A 22,291-nucleotide genomic window follows, 5' to 3' on the forward strand; every position below is an offset into this window, starting at 1 on the left:
ACTTTCCCGGTTTGATCGGCTTTCGCGGGGTTTTGACCAGCATCGCACCGGCGCCGCCTGGCTGCGCCGACCGCCGCTTGCCCGGTAGGCTTTCCGTGTGATCTTCAAGCGCATCGGTAACGGGCGGCCGTATCCCGACCACGGCCGGGAAAGCACCCGGCAGTGGGCGGATGTCGCGCCGCGCCCGGTCCGCCTCGATCAGCTCGTGACCACCAAGGGCCAGCTGGATCTCGAGACCCTGCTCGCCGAGGACTCCACGTTCTACGGCGACCTCTTCGCCCATGTCGTGAAGTGGCAGGGCGATCTGTATCTCGAGGACGGACTGCATCGCGCCGTGCGCGCCGCGCTCCAGCAGCGCCAGGTGCTGCACGCGCGGGTGCTCGAAATGGACTGAGGGCCGGGCCTGCCGCCGCGGGGTGCCGTTTCACGACCCGTACGGCGGAGCTTCCCGTCCATACGGACGCAGCGGGATGATCGTTAAGTAGGCATAGCCCCGGGACCGCATTACGCTGCGCCCATGAGCATGCTCACTCCCCCCGGCATGGGCGGAAAGTACCGCATTACGGGCAATGCCTATCCGCGCATGCGCCGCCCTCGTCGCCGCCGCAGGATCGTGCTCGCAGTCGTCGCCGCCGTGGCCGTCCTCGGCGTGGGTGGCTGGGGAACGCTGCAGCTCATCGACGTCTTCTCGGGCGACGGCACGAAGACCACGGCGAAGAGCCGCGCCACGGCCGCCTGCAGGCCACAGCCCGCCCCCTCCGCCGCCCCGGCGCCGCCGAAGCCCGGCCAGATCACGGTGAACGTCTACAACGCCACCCCGCGCAGCGGCCTCGCCAAGGCCACCGCCGACGAGCTGCAGAAACGCGGCTTCACCATCGGCAAGGTGGGCAACGCCCCGGCGGCCTACGACAAGAAGGTCCCCGGCGCCGCACTGCTGCTGGGGGCGCCGACCGCGTACGACGGACCCTTCCGGGTGCTCGGTACGCAGCTGGCCGGGGCTCAGCCGAAGGCCGACGCCCGTACGACCACGGACGTCGACCTGATCATCGGCACCGCCTTCAAGACGCTCAACACCAAGCCGGTCGCCGACAAGGCACTGGTCGCCCTGACGAAGCCCGCGACGGTCCCGGGGAAGTGCTGAGCCGATGCTGCCCGGCAGGCGCCCGCTGAGCGCGCCTGCCGAACGCGGCTGACGAGCGCGGCTACTCCGCCGCGCCGTACATCCGGTCGCCCGCGTCTCCCAGGCCCGGGACGATGTAGCCCTGCTCGTTGAGCCGCTCGTCGACCGAGGCCGTCACGACCGTCACCGGCGTGCCCGCGAGGTCGCGCTCCATCAGCTCGACACCCTCCGGCGCCGCCAGCAGCACCACCGCGGTCACGTCGTCCGCGCCGCGCTTGATCAGCTCCTGGATCGCCGCGACCAGCGTGCCGCCCGTGGCGAGCATCGGGTCGAGGACGTACACCTGGCGGCCCGAGAGGTCCTCCGGCATGCGCGTCGCGTACGTCGACGCCTCCAGGGTCTCCTCGTTGCGGATCATGCCGAGGAAGCCCACCTCGGCGGTCGGCAGCAGCCGCACCATGCCGTCGAGCATGCCGAGACCGGCCCGCAGGATCGGCACGACGAGGGGGCGCGGCCGGGAGAGCTTGACGCCCGTGGTCCGCGCCACCGGTGTCTGGATGTCGATCTGCTCGGTGCGCACGTCGCGCGTGGCCTCGTACGCGAGCAGCGTCACCAGTTCGTCGGCGAGGCGCCGGAAGGTGGGGGAATCGGTGCGCTGGTCGCGCAGGGTGGTGAGCTTGTGCGCCACCAGAGGGTGGTCGACGACGTGGATCCGCATGGACCCAACAGTAGCCGGGGCCGGCATCGGAACGCCCCGGGGAGGGAAGGTGGGACATAGCCTTCCAGCGCCTAGGTGGTGTGCCGATGCCCGAGCGGGAACAGCAGGACCAGGAGCAGCGGCGGGAACCGGAGGAGGATCCGGTGAGCGACGCGGAGCGCAGGCGCCGGCGCGCCCAGTTCCTCCGCGAACTGCACGAGGCGAAGGCCCTGCGTGACCGCGTCCAGCCCCGCCGGGCCCGTGCGGCCCGGATGCGCCAGGTGATGCGTATGCGTTCCTTTCGCTGGTGAGCCTCGGTGTGCCCCCGATGGACCCGCACGGCGCATTCGGTGAGCCCTCTCACTGAACGCGTGCACGACGCAACGCCGGAAGACCTCTCGCGAAGCCGCTGTTTCTGCCACGATTCCGAGTGGGCGGGGCACGAGCAGCGCACCGCCGGTCGTCACAACTCACAACTCTGATCAGTGGGAGAGTCACGGTGTACTTCGCCGCACTGCTCGCGCGCACCGAAGACGGGTGGGAAGCGAGCGACACAGAGCTCGACGATGTGGAGACCCTGTCGGATCTGACCGACTTGGCCCGCGAGGCCTCGGTGAGCGAGGACACGGTGCTCGTCTTCATCGAGCAGGAAGACGCATGGTTCGGCATCGTCCGGGTGGACGGCGAGGAAGATCCTCGCATCTGGGTCTCGGACGCCGCCTCGGCAGCCCGCTCCTCCTACGGAGCGATGCTCACGGATGAGCTGATCGGCAAGGACGAGGAGGAGGACGACGAACTGGACTCGCTCAACCTCGACGGCACGGAGGACGGCGAGCCCGAGTCCGAGGACGACTCGGCCGAGGAGTCGGACGCGGTCCCGGCGGGGCCGCTCGGCGACTCCGATCTGCTCGCGGACCTCGGAATGTCCGCGAGGCAGCTGAGCGCGCTCAGCACGGACGCGCTGACCGAGATCGCCGACACGCTCGGCGCCTCCGAGATCCTGGAGGCCGTCCGCTAGTGACGGACCCGAAGGACCCGCACGACCCGCAGGACCCGGTGCGGGCGCCGTGGGAGGCGTCCATGCGACTCGCGCTCGACGAGGCCGCGCGTGCGCCGCTGGCCGAGGACGTCCCGGTCGGCGCCGTCGTGCTGGCCGAGGACGGCACGGTCCTGGCGACCGGCCACAACGAACGCGAGCTGACGGGTGACCCGACCGCGCACGCGGAGGTGCTCGCACTGCGCCGGGCGGCCGCCGAGCGTGGCAGCTGGCGGCTGACCGGCTGCACGCTCGTCGTCACGCTGGAGCCGTGCACGATGTGCGCGGGCGCGCTGGTGCTGTCCCGGGTGGACCGGGTGGTCTACGGGGCGCGGGACGAGAAGGCGGGTGCCGCCGGCTCGCTCTGGGACGTCGTGCGCGACCGGCGGCTCAACCACCGGCCGGAGGTGATCCACGGGGTGCTGGAGGCGCAGTGCGCGGAGCAGCTGACCGCGTTCTTCCGCGGCCCCCGTGACGGTGTCGTGGACGAGGCGCGGGACGGCCTCGCGGACCGCTGATCGATACCGATTTCAGAGCACGGCCCACCTTGGGCTAAGCTCTCTCCCGGTAGCGTGTCCGAGCGGCCGAAGGAGCTCGCCTCGAAAGCGAGTGTGGCGCAAGTCACCGAGGGTTCAAATCCCTCCGCTACCGCTCTTATGAAGGGCCCCGGTGCTGACTCAAGCCCGGGGTCCTTCATCATGTACGCGTGCGCCCCCGCGCGCGGGCGCGTCCGGACGCGGTCGCATCCGGCCGCGGGTGTGGCGCACGCATGAGGAAGCCCCGGCCGTTCGGGGGATCGGGCCGGGGCTTCCGCTCTGGTCGGGGGAAGCGGCATTCGGGGGGACTCGCCGCTTCCCCCGATGAGACCGGCCCACAAGTCCAGCGCCGTACCGGGGGAAGCACACGGCGCGGAACCCCGCAGTGGGGCACGGTTCCTCACCCATCGGATTCCTGCCAGATCCTCCGGGTTCACCCTCAATACTGCTGGTGGGGAAGGCTGGTACGGCCAGGCGAAGGACCCCGATCTCAGGGTCCTTGGTCCCTAAACGCTCGGCTAGACTCACGCGTCCGCACAGGGGTCGCACGGGAGGCAGGACTGATGGTGCAAACGAAGAAGATCGCTCTCTATGTGGTCGTCGTCTTCGTGCTGTACACGATCATCACGTCCCCGGCCCGGGCGGCCGACCTCGTCCAGGTGGGCTTCGAGGGCATATCGAGCGCCGCGCAGGGTGTCGGCGAGTTCATGACCGAGCTCATCAACTAGGCCGCCACCCCTCCGAGGCCGACCGCGACACCCCGCGACCCTCGGACGGCCGCCGGGCAGTGGCGTGAGATCGCCGGCCGGGCGATCACCGACTACGACAACCGAACCGCCGGCTCACCCCTGGCTTCCCGGGCTCCCACCGTAAAGGTGCGGGGCCTTTTGTTACTTCTGCACCAACTTGCCCTCAACACGGCGTTATGGGGTGCTTGAACACAGCGGACATGTCTTGTGATGCTATGACCGCTTTTTGATGGATGAGTTGACCCGTCGTTGACCACTGACGTTGACCGCTCACGTTGACCACTGACGTTGACCGCCGACGTTGACCACTGTTCGACCGCGAAGGGGTGGCGTGACCGTGCCGGCCAGTACTGCGCCTCAAGTGCCGCCCCAGAACGAGAGCGAGGGCAGGGCCAAACCCCAGAGCCGGGGCGCGGACACCAGGGCGCTGACCCAGGTGCTGTTCGCCCAGCTCAAGGACCTGGAGCCGGGCACCCCCGAGCACACCCGGGTGCGGGCCGCGCTGATCGAGGCCAACCTGCCGCTGGTGCGGTACGCGGCGGCGCGCTTCCGCAGCCGCAACGAGCCGATGGAGGACGTGGTCCAGGTCGGCACGATCGGCCTGATCAATGCGATCGACCGCTTCGACCCGGAGCGCGGGGTGCAGTTCCCGACGTTCGCCATGCCGACCGTGGTTGGCGAGATCAAACGTTACTTCCGGGACAACGTACGGACCGTGCACGTACCCCGCCGACTGCACGAGCTGTGGGTGCAGGTCAACGGCGCGACCGAGGACCTGACCACGGCGCACGGCCGGTCCCCCACCACCGCCGAGATCGCGGAACGGCTGAAGATCTCCGAGGAGGAGGTCCTCGCCTGCATCGAGGCGGGGCGGTCGTACCACGCGACCTCACTGGAGGCCGCGCAGGAGGGTGACGGGCTGCCCGGCCTGCTCGACCGGCTCGGCTACGAGGACCCGGCGCTGGCCGGAGTCGAGCACCGCGACCTCGTACGCCATCTCCTCGTACAGTTGCCCGAACGGGAGCAGCGGATCCTTCTGCTGCGCTACTACAGCAATCTGACGCAGTCCCAGATCAGCGCGGAGCTGGGGGTGTCGCAGATGCATGTGTCAAGGCTCCTCGCCCGTAGCTTCGCACGATTGAGATCCGCAAACAGGATCGAGGCGTAACCGAAACGGGTAGACCCCTTTCGGCCCATTTCGAGGCGCACGAAAGCCACAAACCCCCTTTTTCCTGCGGTGATCTGACGCTCCGTTGTCGACATGTCACTACAGCGTGTTGCCGACATGTGACATTCTGCGGGAACCGCGTTTGCCGCGGGCCTGCCTCCGGTATTCAGGTGGAGGCTGCGTTCCACCGATGGTCGCGGCCCACGCGACCGTCCGCGACCTCCAGGGGGTGGCATGTCCGCAGAACAGGGCAGCTCGAAGGTGCTCACGCTCACGCAGAGCGCTCCCTCGCCCGACGCGCCCCCGGCGCCCGAGCCGATGTCCGCGCCGGAGCCGGCGCCCGCCGCCATGGACGCACCCGTGGCCATGGACGCACCCATGCCGGTGGACGCGCCGGGAGCCATCGACACCCGCACGCTCTCGCGCTCGCTCTTCCTGCGACTGGCCGCCCTCGACGAGGACAGCCCGGAGCGTACGTATGTACGCGACACCCTGATCGAGCTCAACCTGCCGCTGGTGCGGTACGCGGCGGCCCGCTTCCGCAGCCGCAACGAGCCGATGGAGGACATCGTCCAGGTCGGCACGATCGGCCTCATCAAGGCGATCGACCGCTTCGACTGCGAACGCGGCGTGGAGTTCCCGACGTTCGCCATGCCGACCGTCGTCGGCGAGATCAAGCGCTTCTTCCGTGACACGAGCTGGTCGGTGCGGGTGCCGCGCCGGCTGCAGGAGCTGCGCCTCGCGCTGACGAAGGCGAGCGACGAGCTGGCCCAGAAGCTGGACCGCTCGCCGACGGTGCCCGAACTCGCGGCGGTGCTGGGCGTGTCGGAGGAGGACGTGGTCGACGGCCTCGCCGTCGGCAACGCGTACACCGCGTCCTCGCTGGACTCGCCCTCCCCCGAGGACGACGGCGGCGAGGGTTCGCTCGCGGACCGCCTCGGATACGAGGACAGCGCGCTGGAGGGCGTCGAGTACCGCGAGTCCCTCAAGCCGCTCCTGGCCAAGCTCCCGCCGCGCGAGCGCCAGATCATCATGCTGCGGTTCTTCGCGAACATGACGCAGTCGCAGATCGGCGAGGAGGTCGGCATCTCCCAGATGCACGTCTCCCGCCTGCTGACGCGCACGCTGGCGCAGCTGCGCGAGGGCCTCATCGCGGACTGAGCGACCGCGACTTGCGGTGGGGGCCCACGGCCCCCACTCCCCACCGACGGGGTGCCTGACACGTCGTCGGCGGGGGGTTCCTCATTGACGAAGCGTCAGGGACACTGGCGCGATGCGACGTCGACGGGTCGGGTACGGGCTTGCGGGGGTCGCGCTCTGCCTCGGCGGGGTGCTCGCCGCCAGCGGTGGCGACGGCCAGGGTGACGGATACGCCGCGGTCGGTGCGGCGGGCGGTGAGGGCCGACCCGAAGGGGTCGTGCCACCGTCCGGGAAGGTCGTGCTCGTACCGCTCGACGGGGCGGCAACCGGCACTGGCACCGGCGCGACGACGGGACCGAGCGCGAGCACGGACGCGGGCTCGAACGCGGGTGGTGGCGCGGGTACGGATACGAGCACGGGCGCTGGAGCGGGTGCGGGGACGCCGGCCGCACCGGGTACGCCGGGTGCTTCCCCAGCGCCGCCGGGGACACCAGGGACGCCAGGAACTCAGACCCCCGTACCGCCGACGCCGGGCGGGAGCGAGCCCGCACCGCCGGCCCCGGCCCCGCCGACGGCCACGCCGCCGCCAGGACCGGCCGTCTTGGTGGTCGCGGAGGTGCGGCGCGCGCCCGCGGACAAGCGGTGGTGCGAGAACGTCACCGTGGAGTTCCGCAACACCGGTGGCTCATCGGTGCGTTCCGGCACCGTCGCCTTCGGCACGCACATCATCGGCGCGCTCGGGATCGACTGGGCGACGATCGACTCCGCCCAGCCGCTGCCCGTGCCCATCGCCGCCGGAGCGGCGAGGACGACGACGTACACGGTGTGCGTGGACTCCTGGCGCGTGCCCCTGGGCATGCGCATCGAGACCCAGGACGTCCGCGCGGAGCATCCGTCCTAGGGGTTCGTCCTACGGCCTGTCCTGAGGACGCGGCCTCAGCCGAGCGCGAGCCAGACGACCGCGCCGACGATCGCGAGGGCCGCCACGACTCCGACGATCAGGCCGACCCGCGGCCCGGACTGCGCGGGCGCCGAAGCAGCGCGGCTTCCTTGCTGCGGACCACCCTCGTCGACGAAGGCGCGGAACATCTGCGTACTGCCCGCGGGGTCGTAGTTGCCCTCGGGACCCTGGGGGGCTTGGGGGTTGTGTGCCATGGAGCAGGACCTTAGCGAACCCGGGTGACCCGCCCAACCCCCGGTCCGATGCCATCGCGACATGCCCGCAACATATCCGCACCATGCCTCGCATATGCAAATCCTTTTGCCTTCCTTTACCCCCCATGGCCCCTTTTAGTTTGCCTGCAGCAACCAACCGCTTCTATGGTTGCCCTAAGCAACAAGATGGGGGTGCGTCCATGGCCGAGCGAAGCCAGTACGAGGAGCTGGCCCGGCAGATCAGCACGATGGGCGCGGTGAAACGGGGCCTCTCACGCCTGCTCCCCGCCGAGTGCCCGTCCGGATCAGCGGCCGTGCTCTCCCTCCTCCACAGGTACGGAGAGATGCGGATGAGCAGGCTCGCCGAGCTCCTCGCCGTCGACATGTCGGTCACCAGCCGACATGTGGCGCACGTCGCCGACCGCGGCTGGATCGAACGGTCACCCGACCCGGACGACCGTCGCTCCCGCATCCTGCGCCTCACCCCCTCGGGTGAGGCGCAGGTCGACGAGCTCGGCCGGCGCACCGCCGACATGTTCGCCCACCACCTCAAGGACTGGACCGACGACGACGTCGGACAGCTGAACGCGCTGCTGGCCCGCCTCCGCGACTCCGTCGGAGACTGCCGGATCGCCCGCACCTACCCGTAAAAGACAAGGAAGTACATGGCTACGACCACACCGACCGGTGTGCGGGGCGGCCACGCCAAGCATGGGGGGACCACAGCCTCCGAAAGCGGCGCGCCGATGACGCACCGGCAGATCATGGAGGCGCTGTCCGGGCTGCTGCTCGGCATGTTCGTCGCCATCCTGTCCTCGACGATCGTCTCCAACGCCCTGCCGGAGATCATCACCGACCTCGACGGCGGCCAGTCCGCCTACACCTGGGTGGTCACGGCCGCCCTGCTGTCGATGACCGCGACCACCCCGCTGTGGGGCAAGCTCGCCGACCTCTTCAGCAAGAAGCTGCTCGTCCAGATAGCCCTGGTCATCTATGTGGCGGGCTCCGTGGTCGCCGGACTGTCCCAGAACACCGGCATGCTCATCGCCTGCCGTGTCGTCCAGGGCATCGGCGTCGGCGGTCTCACCGCCCTCGCGCAGGTCATCATGGCCGCGATGATCGCGCCGCGGGAGCGCGGCCGGTACAGCGGCTATCTCGGTGCGACGTTCGCCGTCGCAACGGTCGGCGGTCCCCTGCTCGGCGGTGTCATCACCGACACCGAGTGGCTCGGCTGGCGCTGGTGCTTCTACGTCGGCGTGCCCTTCGCCCTCATCGCGCTGCTCGTGCTGCAGAAGACGCTGAAGCTCCCGGTCGTGAAGCGGCAGGTCAGGATCGACTGGGCGGGCGCCCTCTTCATCAGCGCCGCCGTCTCGCTGCTGCTGCTCTGGGTGACCTTCGCCGGCGACAAGTACGCCTGGCTGTCCTGGCAGACGTACGCCATGACGGGTGGCGCCGTCGCCCTGGGCGTGATCTTCCTGATCATCGAGGCCAAGGCGAGCGAACCGATCATCCCGCTGCGGCTGTTCCGCAACCGCACCATCACTCTCGCCTCGCTGGCCTCGCTCTTCGTGGGCGTCGCGATGTTCGCCGGCACGGTCTTCTTCAGCCAGTACTTCCAGCTGGCCCGGGGCGAGTCGCCGACGATGTCCGGCGTCATGACCATCCCGATGATCGGTGGCCTCTTCGTCTCCTCGACGGTCAGCGGCATGGTCATCACCAAGACCGGCAAGTGGAAGGCCTGGCTGGTCAGCGGTGGCGTCCTGGTCACCGGCGGCCTCGGTCTGCTGGGCATGATCCGCTACGACACCGAGTACTGGCGCATCGCCGTCTTCATGGCCGTCATGGGTCTCGGCCTCGGCATGATGATGCAGAACCTCGTGCTGTGCACCCAGAACCAGGTGGCCCCGAAGGACCTGGGCTCCGCCTCGTCGATCGTGACCTTCTTCCGGTCGCTGGGCGGTGCGATCGGCGTCTCGGCGCTCGGCGCCGTGCTCGGCAACCGCGTCACCCACTACGTCCAGGACGGGCTCGCCGAACTCGGACCGCGGGGCGCGGCGATGGGCCACGGCGGTACGGGCGGTGGCGGCATCCCCGACCTGGACGCGCTGCCCGCGCCGGTCCGCACGGTCATCGAGAGCGCGTACGGACACGGTGTCGCCGATGTGTTCCTCTACTCCGCGCCGTTCGCGCTGCTGGCCTTCCTGGTGACGCTGTTCATCAAGGAGGTGGCGCTGAAGAGCGCGTCGTCGGCGGCTCCGGATGCCGCCTCCGCCGAGGGCCGCGAGTCCGCGGACACCAGGTCCGTGGACGCCGGGTCGGAGGAATCCAGGGCAGAGGAATTCGCCGGGGAAGCCGGGTCCGGGGAAACCGGGTCCGGGGAAACCGGGTCCGGGGAAACCGGTGCCACCAGCGGCACCGCCGTACGCGGTGTGGTCCACAGCTCCGAGGGCACGCCTGTCGGACGGGCCGCCGTCACGCTGATCTCGCCGGCCGGGCGCCAGCTGGGCCGTGCCGTGGCCCAGCCGGACGGCTCGTACACCCTGGACGCGCCGGGCGCGGGTTCGTACGTACTGATCGCCTCCGCCGACGGCTTCCAGCCGCAGGCGTGCACGGTCGTCGTCGGCGACGAGCCGGTGGCGTACGACATCCTCCTCGCCGGGACGAGCGGGCTGACCGGCTCCGTGGTCGCGGCCGACGGCGGCGCCCCGGTCGACGGCGCGATGGTCATCGTCACCGATGTCCGCGGCGACGTGCTGGCGGCCGGGAAGTCCGGGCCCGACGGCGGCTTCGCCTTCACCGAGCTGGTGCCGGGCGCCGTGACCGTCGCGGTGAACGCGACCGGATTCCGCCCGCTGGCCCTTCCCGTGGAGATCGGCGGCCAGGGCGCGACCCGGATCGAGGCCGCCCTGCAGGCCGGGGCCGTGGTCCAGGGCACCGTACGCGCCGGTGCCGCACGGCGGCCACTGATCGACGCGCGGGTGACCCTGATCGACGCGGCGGGCAACGTGGTCGCCACCGCGACGACCGGCGAGGACGGCGCGTACGCCTTCGCCGATCTGAACGCGGGCGACTACACGGTCATCGCGACCGGCTATCCGCCGGTGGCCGGCACGCTCTCGGTGGCCGGTCGCGGAGTGGACGGCCACGACATCGAACTCGCCCACGCGGGCGAGTGATTCGACCCCCGGGCGGCGTTCTCGAGCGGAGGCGCCGCCCGGGGCCGGGGCGGCAGGCAGGGGACGGCCTGCCGCCCCGGCGACTTTCCGGCAAGGAGACGTGAAACGGGATGGGACTGCACGCACAGGTACGGACACGGGACGGCTGGGCGGTCCGGCACGCGGTGGTGACCGTGACGGACATGGCCGGTACGCAGGTGCTGCGGACCGAGGCCGACGCCCACGGGGCCGTACGCGCGGACACGACGCTGGCGCCCGGCCCGCACACCGTGATCGTCACGGCGCTCGGCTACGCCCCGCAGGCCTCGACCGCGCTGGTCACGGCGAGCGGCCGGGCCGAGGTCGGCACGGTGACGCTGACCCGGCAGGGCGGGACCGACCTTCCCCCGCCGGGCGACTGGTCGCTGGACCCCGCGCACTCCTCGGTGGGCGCGGTCGCCCGGCATCTGGGGATCTCCAGCGTGCACGGGCGGTTCACGGAGTTCGGCGGCCGGATCGCGATCGCCGAGGACGTCTCCCGCTCCCGGGTGGACGCGGTGATCGGCGCGGCGTCGATCGACACGGGCAACGGGACGCGGGACACACACCTCAGGTCCCCGGACTTCCTCGACGTGGAACGCTTCCCGGAGATCACCTATCGCAGCCACGGGCTGTCGGCGGCCCCCGGCCAGGACCGCTGGACCGTGCACGGGCTGCTGTCGCTGCACGGCGTCGAGCGCGAGGTGGACCTGTCGCTGTCGTACCTCGGCACCGGCCCTGACCCGTGGGGCGGACTCCGGGCGGCCTTCCACGCCACCGCCGAGCTGCGCCGCGAGGACTTCGCGATGACGTACAACCAGGTCGTACAGGCGGGGATCTCGGCCATCGGGACGACACTGAAGGTGGAGCTCGACATCCAGGCGGTCAGGAGCGAGACCCTGCCCTAGGGTGCGGGTATGGCTGCCGACATCGCGAGCAACACCCGTGTGGACCTGGACCAGTTGCTGGAGTTCGTACGCCCCCGTCACCGCGCCGTCCTGCTGACCCGCCGCGCCGACGGGACCCCGCAGGGCTCCCCGCTGACCTGCGGCGTCGACGACTCGGGCCGGATCGTCGTCTCGACCTACCCCGAGCGCGCGAAGACGCGGAACGCCAAGCGGGACGAACGGGTCGCCCTCATCGTGCTGAGCGACGACTGGAACGGGCCGTGGGTGCAGATCGACGGTACGGCGGAGGTCATCGACGCGCCGGAGTCGGTGGAGCCGCTCGTGGAGTACTACCGCAACATCGCGGGTGAGCATCCGGACTGGGACGAGTACCGCCAGGCGATGATCAAGCAGGGCAAGTCCATCATCCGCGTCACTCCGGTGCGGTGGGGGCCGGTGGCGACGGGCGGCTTCCCGGCACGGTCGGCTCCGCAGGCGTGAGACCTCGGGAGGCGTGGGGCCTCCGTGGCACTCCGGAGGCGCGTGAGACCTCCGGAGGCGAGTGAGGGCTCCGGGCCTTTCCCCTGAACGCCCCTACGCCCTCGACACCATCGTTTCGATGCCCGCGATCACCAGCTCCAACGCGTACTCGAAGTCCCGGTCGAGCATCTCCTCGACCGTGCCCCCGCCCCGCGCCTCGATGACCTTCTCCGCGTCCTCGAGCATGTCCGAGAGCTCCGGCATGCTCCGGGTCGCGCCCATGGCCTCCGCGTAGAACGCGTCCAGCGTCATCCCGGCGTCGGCGCAGCGCCTCTTGACGTGGCCCTCGACGGTGCCGAGGCCGTACACGAACTGGAAGACCGCGGCCATCCCGGCCGCCTGCCGGTTCAGCGGCAGTCCCGTCTCGCCGATGAGCCGCTGCACGGTCCGTACGAAGGCCAGCGCGTTCGGGCCGATGTTCAGATACGTGCCGATCAGCGCGGAGACCCAGGGGTGGGCGACCAGCAACTTGCGGTACTCGACGGCGAGTTCGCGGATCTGCTCGCGCCAGTCCGCGCCCTCCCGCGCCGGGTCGGGCAGCCGGATCTCGCCGTGGACGGAGTCGAGGCCCAGCTCCAGCAGGTCGTCCTTGGTGTCGACGTACCAGTAGACGGACATCGCCGTGACACCCATCTCCGCGGCGAGCCGGCGCATCGAGAACTTCGCCAGGCCCTCCGCGTCGAGCAGCCGTACCGTCACCGCGACGATCCTGTCCCGGTCGAGCCCCGAGGGCTGCTCGGCCTTGCGACCGCGGGCGGCCCTGCCCTCCAGCCAGACGCTCGCCACCGCCGGTCGCTTCGCGCGGTCGGCTGCCGACACCATGGCGTACCCTCCTCGTTCTGCCGGGCGGTCCGCCCGGTTCAGATGCTATGCCGCCGAGCCGGCACCGCGGATGGCCGCCGTTGCCTCGTGCGCTGTATGGCTATTTCGCTGCGGTGAGGTCGTAGAGCGTGGTGCCGTCCACAGTGACCTTCGTGAAGTTCTCTTCGACCCACGTGGAGATCTCGCTGCTGGTGCCACCGCCGGGGCCACCGCCCCGGCCACCGTCCTGGCCACCGCTCGCGACGAGGTAGTGGATCTTCCCGGCGGCGACGTACTGCTTGAACCGGGCGAGAGTCGGGGACGGGTCGCTGCCGTTGAAGCCGCCGATCGCCATGACCGGCAGCTCGGTGGCGAGCTGGTGACCGGCCGCGTTCTGGGAGCCGACGGCCGCGGCGGCCCAGGTGTAGTCGGAGGCGTTCTGCTTCAGCCTGGCCGTGACGGCGGAGCTGACGTCCGCGCCGTTGAGGAGGCCGCCCATGCCGGCACCTCCGGCACCACCGGGCCGTTCACCCTGGCCAGGCATCCGGCCCTGTCCCTGACCCTGACCCATGCCGGGGAGCTGCCCGCCCTGGCCCTGGCCAGGCATCTGACCAGGCATCTGACCAGGCATCCGGCCCTGGCCGACGGTCGTTCCGGGTGGTGTCATCCGTGTCCCGCCACCGTCACCACCTCGGCCACCGGGACCGCCCGGGCCGCCGCCGGGACCGCCGCGCATCGAGGCGGGCCCCGCCGTCACGATCGAGCCCTGATGGCCGGTGTCCAGCGTGGACAGCGTGTAGGCCACCGGACCGGCGAGCGATGCCGCGAGACCGAGACCCGCCGCCGCCAGCGACAGCCGCCGCCCGAGCCGCCCCGCGAACAGCATCGCCGCCGCGGCCACCAGCCCGCCGGCGAGCACCGTCGTACGCAGCCACGGCACGAAGTCCTCGGTACGGCCCAGCAGTTCGTACGCCCAGACCACCGTCACCGCCGCCGTACCGGCCAGTGCGGCGCGCGCCGCGAACTGCGCGCGCTCCTCCCACAGCACGGTGGTGCCCATCCCGACGAGTGCCGCGACGTACGGAGCCAGCGCGACCGTGTAGTACTCGTGGAAGATCCCGGCCATGAAGCTGAAGACCGCGAGGGTCGTCAGCAGCGAACCGCCCCAGACGAGGAACGCGGCCCTCGCGGTGTCGGTCCTCCCGCTGCGCCAGGTCACGACGAGGCCCGCGACCAGCAGGATCAGCGCGGCCGGCAGCAGCCACGAGATCTGGCCGCCGATGCTGTCGTTGAACATCCGCCCGATGCCGGTCTCGCCCCATCCGCCGCCCTGACGGCCACCACCCCCGCCGCCGCCTCCCACGCTCCCGGTCTCGTTGCCGTTGATGCGGCCGAGACCGTTGTAGCCGAAGGTCAGCTCGAGGAAGCTGTTGTTCTGCGAGCCGCCGATGTACGGGCGCGAGGACGCGGGCCACAGTTCGACGATCGCGACCCACCAACCGCCGGACACGACCAACGCCACTCCCGCGAGGGCGAGTTGTCCGAGCCGGCGCCGCAGGGTCGTGGGGGCGCACACCGCGTACACGAGCGCGAGCGGCGGCAGGATCAGAAACGCCTGCAGGGTCTTGGTGAGAAACGCGAACCCGACCGCGACGCCCGCCCACACGAGCCACTTCGTCCGCGCGTCTTCGAGGGCGCGGAGCACAGAGTGGACGGTGACGGTCATCAGCAGCGCGAGCAGCGCGTCCGGATTGTTGAACCGGAACATCAGCGCGGCGACCGGGGTGAGTGCCAGCACCGCACCCGCGATCAGTCCGGCGGCCGCGCTGAAGCGCCTGCGCACGGCCGCGTACACGACGCCGACCGCCGCCACGCCCATCAGGACCTCGGGCAGCAGGATCTGCCACGAGCCGAGTCCGAACAGCCGCACCGACAGCGCCATCGGCCAGAGCGCGGCGGGCGGCTTGTCGACGGTGATGGAGTTCGCGGCGTCGGACGAGCCGAAGAAGAAGGCCTTCCAGCTCTCGCTGCCGGCTTGAACGGCAGCGGAGTAGAAGGAGTTGGCGTAGCCGGAGGCGCTGAGGTTGTACAGGTACAGCACCGCGGTGAGCAGGAGCAGCGCGAGCAGGGCGGGGCGCGCCCAGACGGGGTCCTCGGCCCGGCCCCGCCACAGACGGGCGGCCGCCCCGCGCGGCGGGACGCCGGTGGTGCCGGGCGCCGCCCCGGAAGCGGGCAGCTCTCCGTCGTTCCGCAGCCCTCTGTCGTTCCGCAGCTCTCCGTCGTGCTGGTCGTGCGGTGTCGTCGTCATCGTCGGGTCCCCGTGGTCGAAGTGTTGGTGCCGTCGCCGTACGCAGGGCCTGCGGCCGGCGCGGCCGAAGCGGCCGGGCCGTGCGGCGCCGTGAGGGTGTCGCCGCGGCGGTCCGGGAAGACCCACGCGCGGAAGAGCAGGAAGCGGAGCACCGTCGCGGCGAGGTTGGCGACGATCAGGACCGCCAGCTCCGTGCCGTGGGACGGGCCGCCGGCCGCCGCGTCGAGTGCGGCCAGCGAACCGCTCGTCAGGGCGAGGCCGATCGCGAAGACCACCAGCCCCTGGGCCTGGTGGCGCATCACGCGCTCACGGCCGCGCACGCCGAACGTGAGCCGCCGGTTCGCCGCCGTGTTGGCGACGGCCGAGACCAGAAGCGCGGCCGCGTTCGCCGGCTGCGGACCGGCGCCGGTGCGGAAGAGGGAGTACAGCAGCAGATAGAAGAGCGTCGAGAGCGCGCCGACGACGCAGAAGCCGACCAACTGCCTGGTCAGCCCGCCCGGCACACCGCTGAGGCCCCGGTCCCTCGGGTCGTCGCCGAACGGCCGGGCGAGCCGGTCCAGCGGCAGCGCGCCGACGGCCAGCGCACACCCCACCCGCCAGACGCCCTTCAGGTCGTCGACGGCCGTCCGCACGAGGTGCACGGTGGAGTCGGGGTCGTCGACCCAGTCCACCGGGACCTCGTGGATCCGCAGCCCGGCCCGCTCGGCCAGCACCAGCAGCTCGGTGTCGAAGAACCAGCCGGTGTCCTCGACCATCGGCAGCAGCCGCTCGGCCACATCACGCCGTATCGCCTTGAACCCGCACTGGGCGTCGGAGAACCGCGCGGCGAGCGAGCCCCGCAGGATCAGGTTGTACGTACGCGAGATGAACTCCCGCTTCGCGCCCCGCACCACCCGCGACGACCGCGCGAGCCGCGAGCCGATCGCGAGGTCCGAGTGCCCGGAGATCAGCGGGGCGACCAGCGGCAGCAGCGCGTTGAGGTCGGTGGACAGGTCGACGTCCATGTACGCGAGGACGGGCGCGTCGGACGCCGCCCACACGGCCCGCAGCGCACGGCCGCGCCCCTTCTGCTCCAGCCGGTACGCCCGTACCCCGGGGAGCGACGCCTCCAGCGCGGCCGCCACCTGGGGCGTACGGTCGGTGGACGCGTTGTCCGCGACGGTGATCCGGAAGCCGTACGGGAAGGTGCGTGCGAGGTGGCTGTGGAGCCGCATGACGCACGGCTCCAGGTCCTTCTCCTCGTTGTAGACGGGAATGACCACGTCGAGTACGGGCGTGCCCCCCGGCCGCACGGGCAGATGCTCCCGCGCCGGCAAGGTGCCCGGTGCAATGTCGGTTCGCATGGCCCTGACTCTCGCCAGAGCCGCTGTCAAGGCAGTGTGGTGAGCCTGTGCGCCGACTGTGAGTCGTGTGCCGGGTCCGAATCGACTGCCGGCCGTGGGTCGTGCGCCGACCGTGGGTCGTGTGCCGGCTGTGAGTCGTGCCTCGGGTGGGCCAGAGGCAGCCGTACGGAGAAGACCGTGCGTCCCGGGGCGCTCTCGACGCCCACCGTCCCGCCGTGCGCGGCGACGACCGCCTGCACGATCGCGAGCCCGAGTCCGGTGCTCCCGGCGTGCCGTGAGCGTGAGGCGTCGCCTCGCGCGAAGCGTTCGAAGACACGCGGGAGCAGCGCCGCCGGGATGCCGGGCCCGTCGTCGCGGATCTCGATCGTGACGGCACCGCGCCGGTCGAGCGGCCGGACGCACGCGGTCACCGTGGTCCCGGGCGGCGTGTGCGTACGGGCGTTGGCCAGCAGATTGACCAGGACCTGCTGGAGCCGCGCAGGGTCGGCCCGTACCGTCGCGGGCTCGTCCGGCAGTTCCAGGCGCCAGGCGTGGTCAGGCCCCGCGGCCCGGGCGTCGCTCACGGCGTCCACGACCCGGGGGGACAGATCGGTGCTCTCGTACGACAGCGGCCGCCCGGCGTCGAGCCGGGCCAGCAGCAGCAGATCCTCCACCAGCCCCGTCATCCGGGTCGCCTCCGCCTCGATCCGGCCGAGTGCGTGCCGGGTGTCGGGGCCGGTCCGCTCCCGGCCGCGGCGCGTCAGCTCGGCGTAGCCGCGGATGGAGGCCAGTGGTGTACGCAGCTCATGGCTGGCGTCGGCGACGAACTGCCGTACCCGTGTCTCGCTCTCCTGGCGCGCGTCCAGAGCGGAGTGAACGTGGTCGAGCATCCGGTTGAGCGCCGCGCCGACCTGCCCGACCTCGTTGCGCGGATCCGCCTCCGCGTCCGGTACGCGCTCGTGCAGCGCCACCTCACCGCTGTGCAGGGGGAGTTCGGAGACCCGGGTGGCGGTCGCGGCGACGCGCCGCAGCGGTCGCAGGGCGACCCCGACGAGCGTCCCGCCCGCGAGTCCGGCGGCGATCAGCCCGGCGGCGGTCACCGAGATCTCGACGACCACGAGGGTGCCGATGGTGCTGTGCACCTCGGCGAGCGGTACGCCGACGAGGAACGCGCCGTTGCCGCCGGCCGTGTACTCGACGCGGTAGTCACCGAGCCCGGGCAGCTCCACACTGTGCGCCCGGTCGTCGCGCGGCACGGCGGCGAGCGCCGCCTTCTCCGCCTCCGACAGGGCCCGGTCGGTGACCCGCGGCCCCTCGTCCGTCGTTTCCTGCTGGGCGGAGACGAGCCCGTCCCCCAGGGAGCCGTCGGCCGCCACCTCCAGCCCGACCGTGCCGAGCGGTGCGCCGCCGCCGGTGACGAACCGCAGCGGCTCCACCTGCAACCGCGGTTCGCGCGGGGCGCCCGGTGGCGGACCCGCCGCCCGCAGCGCGATGCCGTGCAGCTGATCGTCCTTCTGCCCGTACAGATAGGTGCGCAGCGCCAGTGTGGTCACCGTGCCGATCACCGCCGCGACCACCGCGATCAGCGCGACCGCGGAGACGACCAGCCGGGCCCGCAGCGACCACCTTCCGCTCATGCCGCTCATTCACCCGGCTTGATCAGGTATCCCGCGCCGCGCCTGGTGTGGATCATCGGCGAGCGGCCCGCGTCGATCTTCCGCCGCAGATAGGAGATGTAGAGCTCGACGACATTGGCCTGGCCGCCGAAGTCGTACGACCAGACCCGGTCGAGGATCTGCGCCTTGCTGAGCACCCGCCGTGGATTGCGCATCAGATAGCGCAGCAGCTCGAACTCGGTCGCCGTGAGGTGGATCGACGTACCGCCGCGGGCCACCTCGTGGCTGTCCTCGTCAAGGGTCAGATCGCCGATGGCGAGCACCGATTCGCCGCGTGCGGCGGCCGCCGTACCGGACCGGCGGATCAGGCCGCGCAGCCGCGCGACGACCTCCTCCAGGCTGAACGGCTTGGTGACGTAGTCGTCGCCGCCCGCCGTGAGGCCGGCGATCCGGTCCTCGACGGCGTCCTTCGCCGTCAGGAACAGCACGGGCACGTCGGGCAGTTCACGGCGCAGCCTGCCGAGCACCGCCAGCCCGTCCATGTCGGGCAGCATCACGTCGAGGATCACGGCGTCGGGCCGGAAGGCGCGCGCCGCGCGCACGGCGCCCGCGCCGTCGCCCGCGCTGCGCACCTCCCACCCTTCATAGCGCAGCGCCATCGAGAGCAGCTCGGTCAGGGAGGTCTCGTCGTCCACGACGAGTACCCGGACGGGGCCGCCGTCCGGCCGCCGGAGATCGGTACGTCCCTGGGCTGAGATCGTCGTCATGGTGCCCACCCTGGGACCGTGCGGTGAGAGCCACCTTTCCCTTACCTGTGAATTCCCTGAGAACCGTCTCAGGAGGTCAGCGAGAAGAGCCGGGCCGCGTTCCCTTGACAGACCGCGCGCAGCCAGTCGTCCCCCAGCTCCAGCCGCTCCAGCGCCCGCAGCTGGTGCAGATACGGATACGGAATGTTCGGGAAGTCCGTCCCGAACAGCACCCGGTCCCCGAGCCCGGCCAGCCGCGCCCGCTCCTCCACCGGGAACGGGCTGAGCCGCTCGCTGAAGTCCGTGAACGCCATCGTCGTGTCCAGCCGCACCTCCTCGTACCGCTCCGCGAGGTCCAGGAAGTCCGTGTACTCCGGCATCCCCATGTGCGCGACGATCAGCGGCAACCGCGGATGGCGCGCGAGGAGCCGGCCGACCGGCTCCGGCCCGGTGTACTTGCCGGGCGCCGGTCCCGAGCCGCAGTGCATCACCACCGGGACGCCCGCCTCGGCGAGCAGCCCCCACACCGGGTCGAGCAGCGCGCCGTTGGGGTCGTACGCCCCGACCTGGACGTGCGACTTGACGACGCACGCGCCGCTCTCGAGCGCCCGGCGGACATAGTGCTCCACACCCTCCTCGGGAAAGAGCGTCGCCGTGTGCAGACAGCCGGGCGTACGGGCGGCGAAGTCCGCGGACCAGCCGTTGAGCCACTCGGCCATGCCCGCCTTGTGCGGGTACAACATCGAGGTGAAGTTCCGTACCCCGAACTCCCGGAGCAGCGCGACCCGCCGGTCCTCCTCCTCGCGGTAGGTGATCGGCCACTTCATGCCGGTCAGCGGCCCGGCGGCGTCGAAGTACGCCCACACCTTGTCGAGGACCCGCTCCGGCATGAAGTGCGTATGGACGTCGACGAGTCCCGGGAGCCCGAGCCGCTCCCAGAACGCCCGCACCTCCCGGGCCTCGGTGACGTACGCGGAAGCCGAACGTGAGGGGGCGGCGGGGCGGTTCGGTTCCGCCACGGGGTGATCGCTCATGCCGGCCACCCTCCGACGTGCGCCGATCAGCTGTCCAGGCCCCGGGTGCGGGAACCCGGACTCGGAAGAGCCCGTCCTGGACCCGGGACTCAGAAGAGTCCGTCCTGAACCCCCGACGGCAGTTCTTCGGCCGGGACGGTCAGCGGGGCACGCGGATCGGCGGCGACGAGCTCCCAGCCGGACAGCAGTCGGGTGTCCACCACCGTCACCCGCCCGTCACCGGTGCGCAGATGCAGATCGGGCCCGGCCGCGGCGACCAGCCGCCCGGCGACGGTCCCGCCGTCCACCAGCTCCCGCACCACACGCGAGGCGGCCGGCAGCACCGCCGGCCGGTCCAGCCCGAACACCCCTGCGTGGTCGACCGCCTCGAACGCGATCGGCTCCAGCGCCTCCGGCCATCCCGTGAGCGCCACGGCCCGCGCGTACAGCTCCGTGACCTCCGCCGCCCGATCGACCGCACGGTCCGCCAGCACCGCACGTACCGCCCGCTTCCGCGCGTACGGGATGCGGTCCGGCACCCCCAGCGCGGCCCGCAGCAACTCCTCCGTGCGCCGCGCCGCCATCAGCGGCCCGCGCCCCAGCCAGCCGAACACCACCGCCCCCTGCTCCAGCAGTCGCGCCGTGCCCCGTTCCTCGGCGGTGATCCCGACCTTCACCATCCCGGGCCCGAACCAGGCGAGATACACGCGGTACGTCCGGGGATCGTCGGCCACGGTGTCGGCGGCCACCGAGTGCACCCGGTCCAGCCGCGCGCACTCGGCACACAGCCCACCGGTACTCCGCCCGGACACCACGGCGCCGACCGGACACACGTTTCCCCGCGCCCCACCGCACCGCCGCTCCCCGACGGCCCGGAACCCGATCTCCTGCCCGTACCCGAGCCGGCTCTCCCGCAGCTCCGCCCCCCGCGCCCACCGGAGCACGGGAGCCCCCTGGACCCACCTCATCCCCCGGCACTGCCACCGGTCGCCGCCCATGCCGCGTACTCCTCAAGCGCGTCCAACGCAAGAGGCCCCCGGATCATCTCCGGGGGCCTCTCAGCTGTGCACTCGGCAGGATTCGAACCTGCAACCTTCTGATCCGTAGTCAGATGCTCTATCCGTTAAGCTACGAGTGCTTGGCGTTCCGGGCTTTTCTGCCCGGTCGGCGTTGCGGGAACAACATTACATGACCTGCGCCGCCAGGCGAAATCCATTACCCGCACCCCTTCTGACCTGCACAAACACCCGTACGGCCGTATGAGCGCCCGGCGCTGGCGAAGTGCCAAGGAGCGGCGGCGCAGGGGCGGCAGACGCAGCGGCGGGAACGACCGAAGCCCCGGCCGTCGGGCCGGGGCTTCGGTGATCGCGCGGAGGCGGAGGGATTTGAACCCTCGATGGGCTTTAAGACCCAAACCGCATTAGCAGTGCGGCGCCATAGACCGGACTAGGCGACGCCTCCAGCACACCCGCGCGGGCGCGAGTGGTGCGTGCAGATGATGACACAGCCGGGTGGGCTGTCACCAATCGCTCCCCACGGTACTAGGCGCCCGGGCTCCTGGGCAAAGAGCCTCTCGTCCCTCGTTCGCCCCGGTCGGCCCACCCCGGTTGCGCAACGGACGGGCGAGCGGAGCGTTAGAGATGCCGGGGCGCCGCCCCAAGATCCTTCGCTCTCCAGGAGTACGCATGCTGCGCCGCTTCGTCCTCATCGTCGCCGCGACCGCCACGGCCTCCGTCGCCGCGCTGACCGTCGCCGTTCCCACCGCGGGGGCGGCCCCCTCCGCACCGATCCCGCTGCCCCTGCTGGAGTCCGAACCCGGGGACCAGCTCACCGTGATCACCTCGGACACCGGGAACCCGGAGGCCAACGGCACCTACGAGCTGAAGTGCGGGCCGGCCGGCGGTACGCACCCCGAGGCGCAGGCCGCCTGCGACAAGCTGGCGGAGTTCGCCTCCGCGGAGGAGGACCCGTTCACGCCCGTCGACCAGGACCGCATGTGCACGATGCAGCACGGCGGCCCGGCCACGGCCCGGGTGACCGGCACCTGGCAGGGGCGGAGCATCGACGCCACGTTCGACCGCACCAACGGCTGCGAGATCAAGCGCTGGGAGACGCTGGAACCGGTCCTGCCGACCGCCCGCAACGAGGAGCCGGACACGGCTTGAAGGTGACTCTGCGGCCCGGCCGGACCGGGCCGCAGAGGCCGCGGCCGGGACCGGATTCCGGGCCGCAGCCAGGTCAGCGGGTGTTTCAGGGGACACGG

At 71.3% G+C, this 22,291-nt stretch carries 23 protein-coding genes and 3 tRNA genes; 15 read left to right on the forward strand and 11 right to left on the reverse strand.

Going from position 1 to position 22,291, the window contains the following annotated elements:
* Positions 1–97: 97 nt before the first annotated feature.
* The gene (locus OG766_RS17005; protein WP_006377352.1) at positions 98–394 is read left to right on the forward strand and encodes a type II toxin-antitoxin system VapB family antitoxin; all 297 of its coding nucleotides are present in this window, start codon (positions 98–100) and stop codon (positions 392–394) included.
* Between the two features lie 123 nt (positions 395–517).
* Positions 518–1,141 carry a LytR C-terminal domain-containing protein gene (locus tag OG766_RS17010; protein WP_266379965.1) on the forward strand — a complete coding sequence of 208 codons (624 nt, stop codon included), beginning with the start codon at positions 518–520 and terminating at the stop codon, positions 1,139–1,141.
* Positions 1,142–1,202: 61 nt separating this feature from the next.
* Here OG766_RS17010 and upp read toward each other — a convergent pair whose 3' ends face one another.
* The gene (gene upp, locus OG766_RS17015; RefSeq protein ID WP_266379968.1) at positions 1,203–1,838 is read right to left on the reverse strand and encodes a uracil phosphoribosyltransferase; all 636 of its coding nucleotides are present in this window, start codon (positions 1,836–1,838) and stop codon (positions 1,203–1,205) included.
* 86 nt (positions 1,839–1,924) lie between these two features.
* On the opposite strand from upp, the gene OG766_RS17020 reads away from it, so the two are divergent.
* The 8 genes from OG766_RS17020 to OG766_RS17055 all read left to right on the forward strand — a co-directional run bounded on the left by OG766_RS17020 (position 1,925) and on the right by OG766_RS17055 (position 7,347).
* A complete protein-coding gene (locus OG766_RS17020) occupies positions 1,925–2,128 on the forward strand; it encodes a hypothetical protein (RefSeq protein WP_266379971.1) in 204 nt (67 codons plus the stop codon).
* 188 nt (positions 2,129–2,316) lie between these two features.
* Positions 2,317–2,835 (forward strand): tRNA adenosine deaminase-associated protein, encoded by a 519-nt coding sequence (locus OG766_RS17025; protein WP_266379974.1) that lies wholly within the window; start codon positions 2,317–2,319, stop codon positions 2,833–2,835.
* A 62-nt stretch (positions 2,836–2,897) separates the two neighbouring features.
* Positions 2,898–3,371: a tRNA adenosine(34) deaminase TadA gene (gene tadA / locus OG766_RS17030; protein ID WP_266384208.1), complete on the forward strand. Its 474-nt coding sequence runs from the start codon at positions 2,898–2,900 to the stop codon at positions 3,369–3,371.
* A gap of 48 nt (positions 3,372–3,419) precedes the next feature.
* Positions 3,420–3,504: transfer RNA gene (locus OG766_RS17035), tRNA-Ser, on the forward strand.
* A gap of 448 nt (positions 3,505–3,952) precedes the next feature.
* Positions 3,953–4,117: a hypothetical protein gene (locus tag OG766_RS17040; protein ID WP_266379977.1), complete on the forward strand. Its 165-nt coding sequence runs from the start codon at positions 3,953–3,955 to the stop codon at positions 4,115–4,117.
* A 358-nt stretch (positions 4,118–4,475) separates the two neighbouring features.
* Positions 4,476–5,306, forward strand: a complete 831-nt coding sequence (locus OG766_RS17045) for an RNA polymerase sigma factor SigF (RefSeq protein WP_266379980.1) — start codon at positions 4,476–4,478, stop codon at positions 5,304–5,306.
* Between the two features lie 234 nt (positions 5,307–5,540).
* Positions 5,541–6,467 carry an RNA polymerase sigma factor SigF gene (locus tag OG766_RS17050; RefSeq protein ID WP_266379983.1) on the forward strand — a complete coding sequence of 309 codons (927 nt, stop codon included), beginning with the start codon at positions 5,541–5,543 and terminating at the stop codon, positions 6,465–6,467.
* A 112-nt stretch (positions 6,468–6,579) separates the two neighbouring features.
* On the forward strand, positions 6,580–7,347 hold the full coding sequence (locus tag OG766_RS17055) for a hypothetical protein (RefSeq protein ID WP_328725700.1): 768 nt from the start codon (positions 6,580–6,582) through the stop codon (positions 7,345–7,347).
* A 35-nt stretch (positions 7,348–7,382) separates the two neighbouring features.
* Here OG766_RS17055 and OG766_RS17060 read toward each other — a convergent pair whose 3' ends face one another.
* Positions 7,383–7,601, reverse strand: a complete 219-nt coding sequence (locus OG766_RS17060) for a hypothetical protein (protein WP_266379987.1) — start codon at positions 7,599–7,601, stop codon at positions 7,383–7,385.
* 200 nt (positions 7,602–7,801) lie between these two features.
* On the opposite strand from OG766_RS17060, the gene OG766_RS17065 reads away from it, so the two are divergent.
* The 4 genes from OG766_RS17065 (at position 7,802) to OG766_RS17080 (ending at position 12,183) form a co-directional block, all read left to right on the forward strand.
* Positions 7,802–8,251 (forward strand): MarR family winged helix-turn-helix transcriptional regulator, encoded by a 450-nt coding sequence (locus tag OG766_RS17065; protein WP_266379990.1) that lies wholly within the window; start codon positions 7,802–7,804, stop codon positions 8,249–8,251.
* Between the two features lie 15 nt (positions 8,252–8,266).
* Positions 8,267–10,777, forward strand: coding sequence for an MFS transporter (locus OG766_RS17070; RefSeq protein ID WP_328725701.1), 2,511 nt, complete (start codon positions 8,267–8,269; stop codon positions 10,775–10,777).
* 110 nt (positions 10,778–10,887) lie between these two features.
* Complete coding sequence (locus OG766_RS17075) at positions 10,888–11,703, forward strand: YceI family protein (RefSeq protein ID WP_266379995.1); 816 nt, start codon at positions 10,888–10,890, stop codon at positions 11,701–11,703.
* Positions 11,704–11,712: 9 nt separating this feature from the next.
* Entirely contained in the window at positions 11,713–12,183 is a 471-nt protein-coding gene (locus OG766_RS17080) for a PPOX class F420-dependent oxidoreductase (protein ID WP_266379998.1), read from the forward strand.
* A gap of 93 nt (positions 12,184–12,276) precedes the next feature.
* On the opposite strand, the gene OG766_RS17085 is transcribed toward OG766_RS17080, so the two are convergent.
* The 9 genes from OG766_RS17085 to OG766_RS17125 form a co-directional block, all read right to left on the reverse strand.
* Positions 12,277–13,044 carry a TetR/AcrR family transcriptional regulator gene (locus OG766_RS17085; RefSeq protein ID WP_328725702.1) on the reverse strand — a complete coding sequence of 256 codons (768 nt, stop codon included), beginning with the start codon at positions 13,042–13,044 and terminating at the stop codon, positions 12,277–12,279.
* A 100-nt stretch (positions 13,045–13,144) separates the two neighbouring features.
* Positions 13,145–15,331 (reverse strand): ArnT family glycosyltransferase, encoded by a 2,187-nt coding sequence (locus OG766_RS17090; RefSeq protein ID WP_328725703.1) that lies wholly within the window; start codon positions 15,329–15,331, stop codon positions 13,145–13,147.
* A complete protein-coding gene (locus OG766_RS17095) occupies positions 15,328–16,674 on the reverse strand; it encodes a glycosyltransferase (protein WP_266380007.1) in 1,347 nt (448 codons plus the stop codon). The genes OG766_RS17090 and OG766_RS17095 overlap by 4 nt, the downstream gene beginning before the upstream one ends.
* A gap of 26 nt (positions 16,675–16,700) precedes the next feature.
* A complete protein-coding gene (locus OG766_RS17100; protein WP_266380010.1) occupies positions 16,701–18,290 on the reverse strand; it encodes a sensor histidine kinase in 1,590 nt (529 codons plus the stop codon).
* Positions 18,291–18,295: 5 nt separating this feature from the next.
* Positions 18,296–19,036, reverse strand: coding sequence for a response regulator transcription factor (locus OG766_RS17105; RefSeq protein ID WP_328725704.1), 741 nt, complete (start codon positions 19,034–19,036; stop codon positions 18,296–18,298).
* A 68-nt stretch (positions 19,037–19,104) separates the two neighbouring features.
* Positions 19,105–20,049, reverse strand: a complete 945-nt coding sequence (locus OG766_RS17110) for an amidohydrolase family protein (protein WP_266380016.1) — start codon at positions 20,047–20,049, stop codon at positions 19,105–19,107.
* Positions 20,050–20,138: 89 nt separating this feature from the next.
* Positions 20,139–21,026, reverse strand: a complete 888-nt coding sequence (locus tag OG766_RS17115) for a DUF2797 domain-containing protein (RefSeq protein ID WP_266380019.1) — start codon at positions 21,024–21,026, stop codon at positions 20,139–20,141.
* 67 nt (positions 21,027–21,093) lie between these two features.
* Positions 21,094–21,166: transfer RNA gene (locus tag OG766_RS17120), tRNA-Arg, on the reverse strand.
* A gap of 232 nt (positions 21,167–21,398) precedes the next feature.
* A tRNA-Ser gene (locus tag OG766_RS17125) sits at positions 21,399–21,489 on the reverse strand.
* A 224-nt stretch (positions 21,490–21,713) separates the two neighbouring features.
* On the opposite strand from OG766_RS17125, the gene OG766_RS17130 reads away from it, so the two are divergent.
* Positions 21,714–22,193, forward strand: coding sequence for an SSI family serine proteinase inhibitor (locus tag OG766_RS17130; RefSeq protein WP_266380022.1), 480 nt, complete (start codon positions 21,714–21,716; stop codon positions 22,191–22,193).
* Positions 22,194–22,291 lie beyond the last annotated feature (98 nt).

Source organism: Streptomyces sp. NBC_00259 (assembly GCF_036181745.1).
GTDB classification, from domain to species: Bacteria; Actinomycetota; Actinomycetes; order Streptomycetales; family Streptomycetaceae; genus Streptomyces; species Streptomyces pratisoli.

Excerpts from the sequence above, each read along its gene's own strand:
- OG766_RS17095 (WP_266380007.1), bottom strand. The coding sequence starts at position 16,674 with ATGCGAACCGACATTGCACCGGGCACCTTGCCGGCGCGGGAGCATCTG.
- OG766_RS17050 (WP_266379983.1), top strand. The coding sequence starts at position 5,541 with ATGTCCGCAGAACAGGGCAGCTCGAAGGTGCTCACGCTCACGCAGAGC.
- OG766_RS17055 (WP_328725700.1), top strand. The coding sequence starts at position 6,580 with ATGCGACGTCGACGGGTCGGGTACGGGCTTGCGGGGGTCGCGCTCTGC.
- OG766_RS17065 (WP_266379990.1), top strand. The coding sequence starts at position 7,802 with ATGGCCGAGCGAAGCCAGTACGAGGAGCTGGCCCGGCAGATCAGCACG.
- OG766_RS17080 (WP_266379998.1), top strand. The coding sequence starts at position 11,713 with ATGGCTGCCGACATCGCGAGCAACACCCGTGTGGACCTGGACCAGTTG.
- OG766_RS17060 (WP_266379987.1), bottom strand. The coding sequence starts at position 7,601 with ATGGCACACAACCCCCAAGCCCCCCAGGGTCCCGAGGGCAACTACGAC.
- OG766_RS17110 (WP_266380016.1), bottom strand. The coding sequence starts at position 20,049 with ATGAGCGATCACCCCGTGGCGGAACCGAACCGCCCCGCCGCCCCCTCA.
- OG766_RS17010 (WP_266379965.1), top strand. The coding sequence starts at position 518 with ATGAGCATGCTCACTCCCCCCGGCATGGGCGGAAAGTACCGCATTACG.
- OG766_RS17040 (WP_266379977.1), top strand. The coding sequence starts at position 3,953 with ATGGTGCAAACGAAGAAGATCGCTCTCTATGTGGTCGTCGTCTTCGTG.
- OG766_RS17105 (WP_328725704.1), bottom strand. The coding sequence starts at position 19,036 with ATGACGACGATCTCAGCCCAGGGACGTACCGATCTCCGGCGGCCGGAC.
- OG766_RS17070 (WP_328725701.1), top strand. The coding sequence starts at position 8,267 with ATGGCTACGACCACACCGACCGGTGTGCGGGGCGGCCACGCCAAGCAT.
- OG766_RS17130 (WP_266380022.1), top strand. The coding sequence starts at position 21,714 with ATGCTGCGCCGCTTCGTCCTCATCGTCGCCGCGACCGCCACGGCCTCC.
- upp (WP_266379968.1), bottom strand. The coding sequence starts at position 1,838 with ATGCGGATCCACGTCGTCGACCACCCTCTGGTGGCGCACAAGCTCACC.
- OG766_RS17020 (WP_266379971.1), top strand. The coding sequence starts at position 1,925 with ATGCCCGAGCGGGAACAGCAGGACCAGGAGCAGCGGCGGGAACCGGAG.
- OG766_RS17115 (WP_266380019.1), bottom strand. The coding sequence starts at position 21,026 with ATGGGCGGCGACCGGTGGCAGTGCCGGGGGATGAGGTGGGTCCAGGGG.
- tadA (WP_266384208.1), top strand. The coding sequence starts at position 2,898 with ATGCGACTCGCGCTCGACGAGGCCGCGCGTGCGCCGCTGGCCGAGGAC.
- OG766_RS17100 (WP_266380010.1), bottom strand. The coding sequence starts at position 18,290 with ATGAGCGGAAGGTGGTCGCTGCGGGCCCGGCTGGTCGTCTCCGCGGTC.
- OG766_RS17075 (WP_266379995.1), top strand. The coding sequence starts at position 10,888 with ATGGGACTGCACGCACAGGTACGGACACGGGACGGCTGGGCGGTCCGG.
- OG766_RS17090 (WP_328725703.1), bottom strand. The coding sequence starts at position 15,331 with ATGACGACGACACCGCACGACCAGCACGACGGAGAGCTGCGGAACGAC.
- OG766_RS17085 (WP_328725702.1), bottom strand. The coding sequence starts at position 13,044 with ATGGTGTCGGCAGCCGACCGCGCGAAGCGACCGGCGGTGGCGAGCGTC.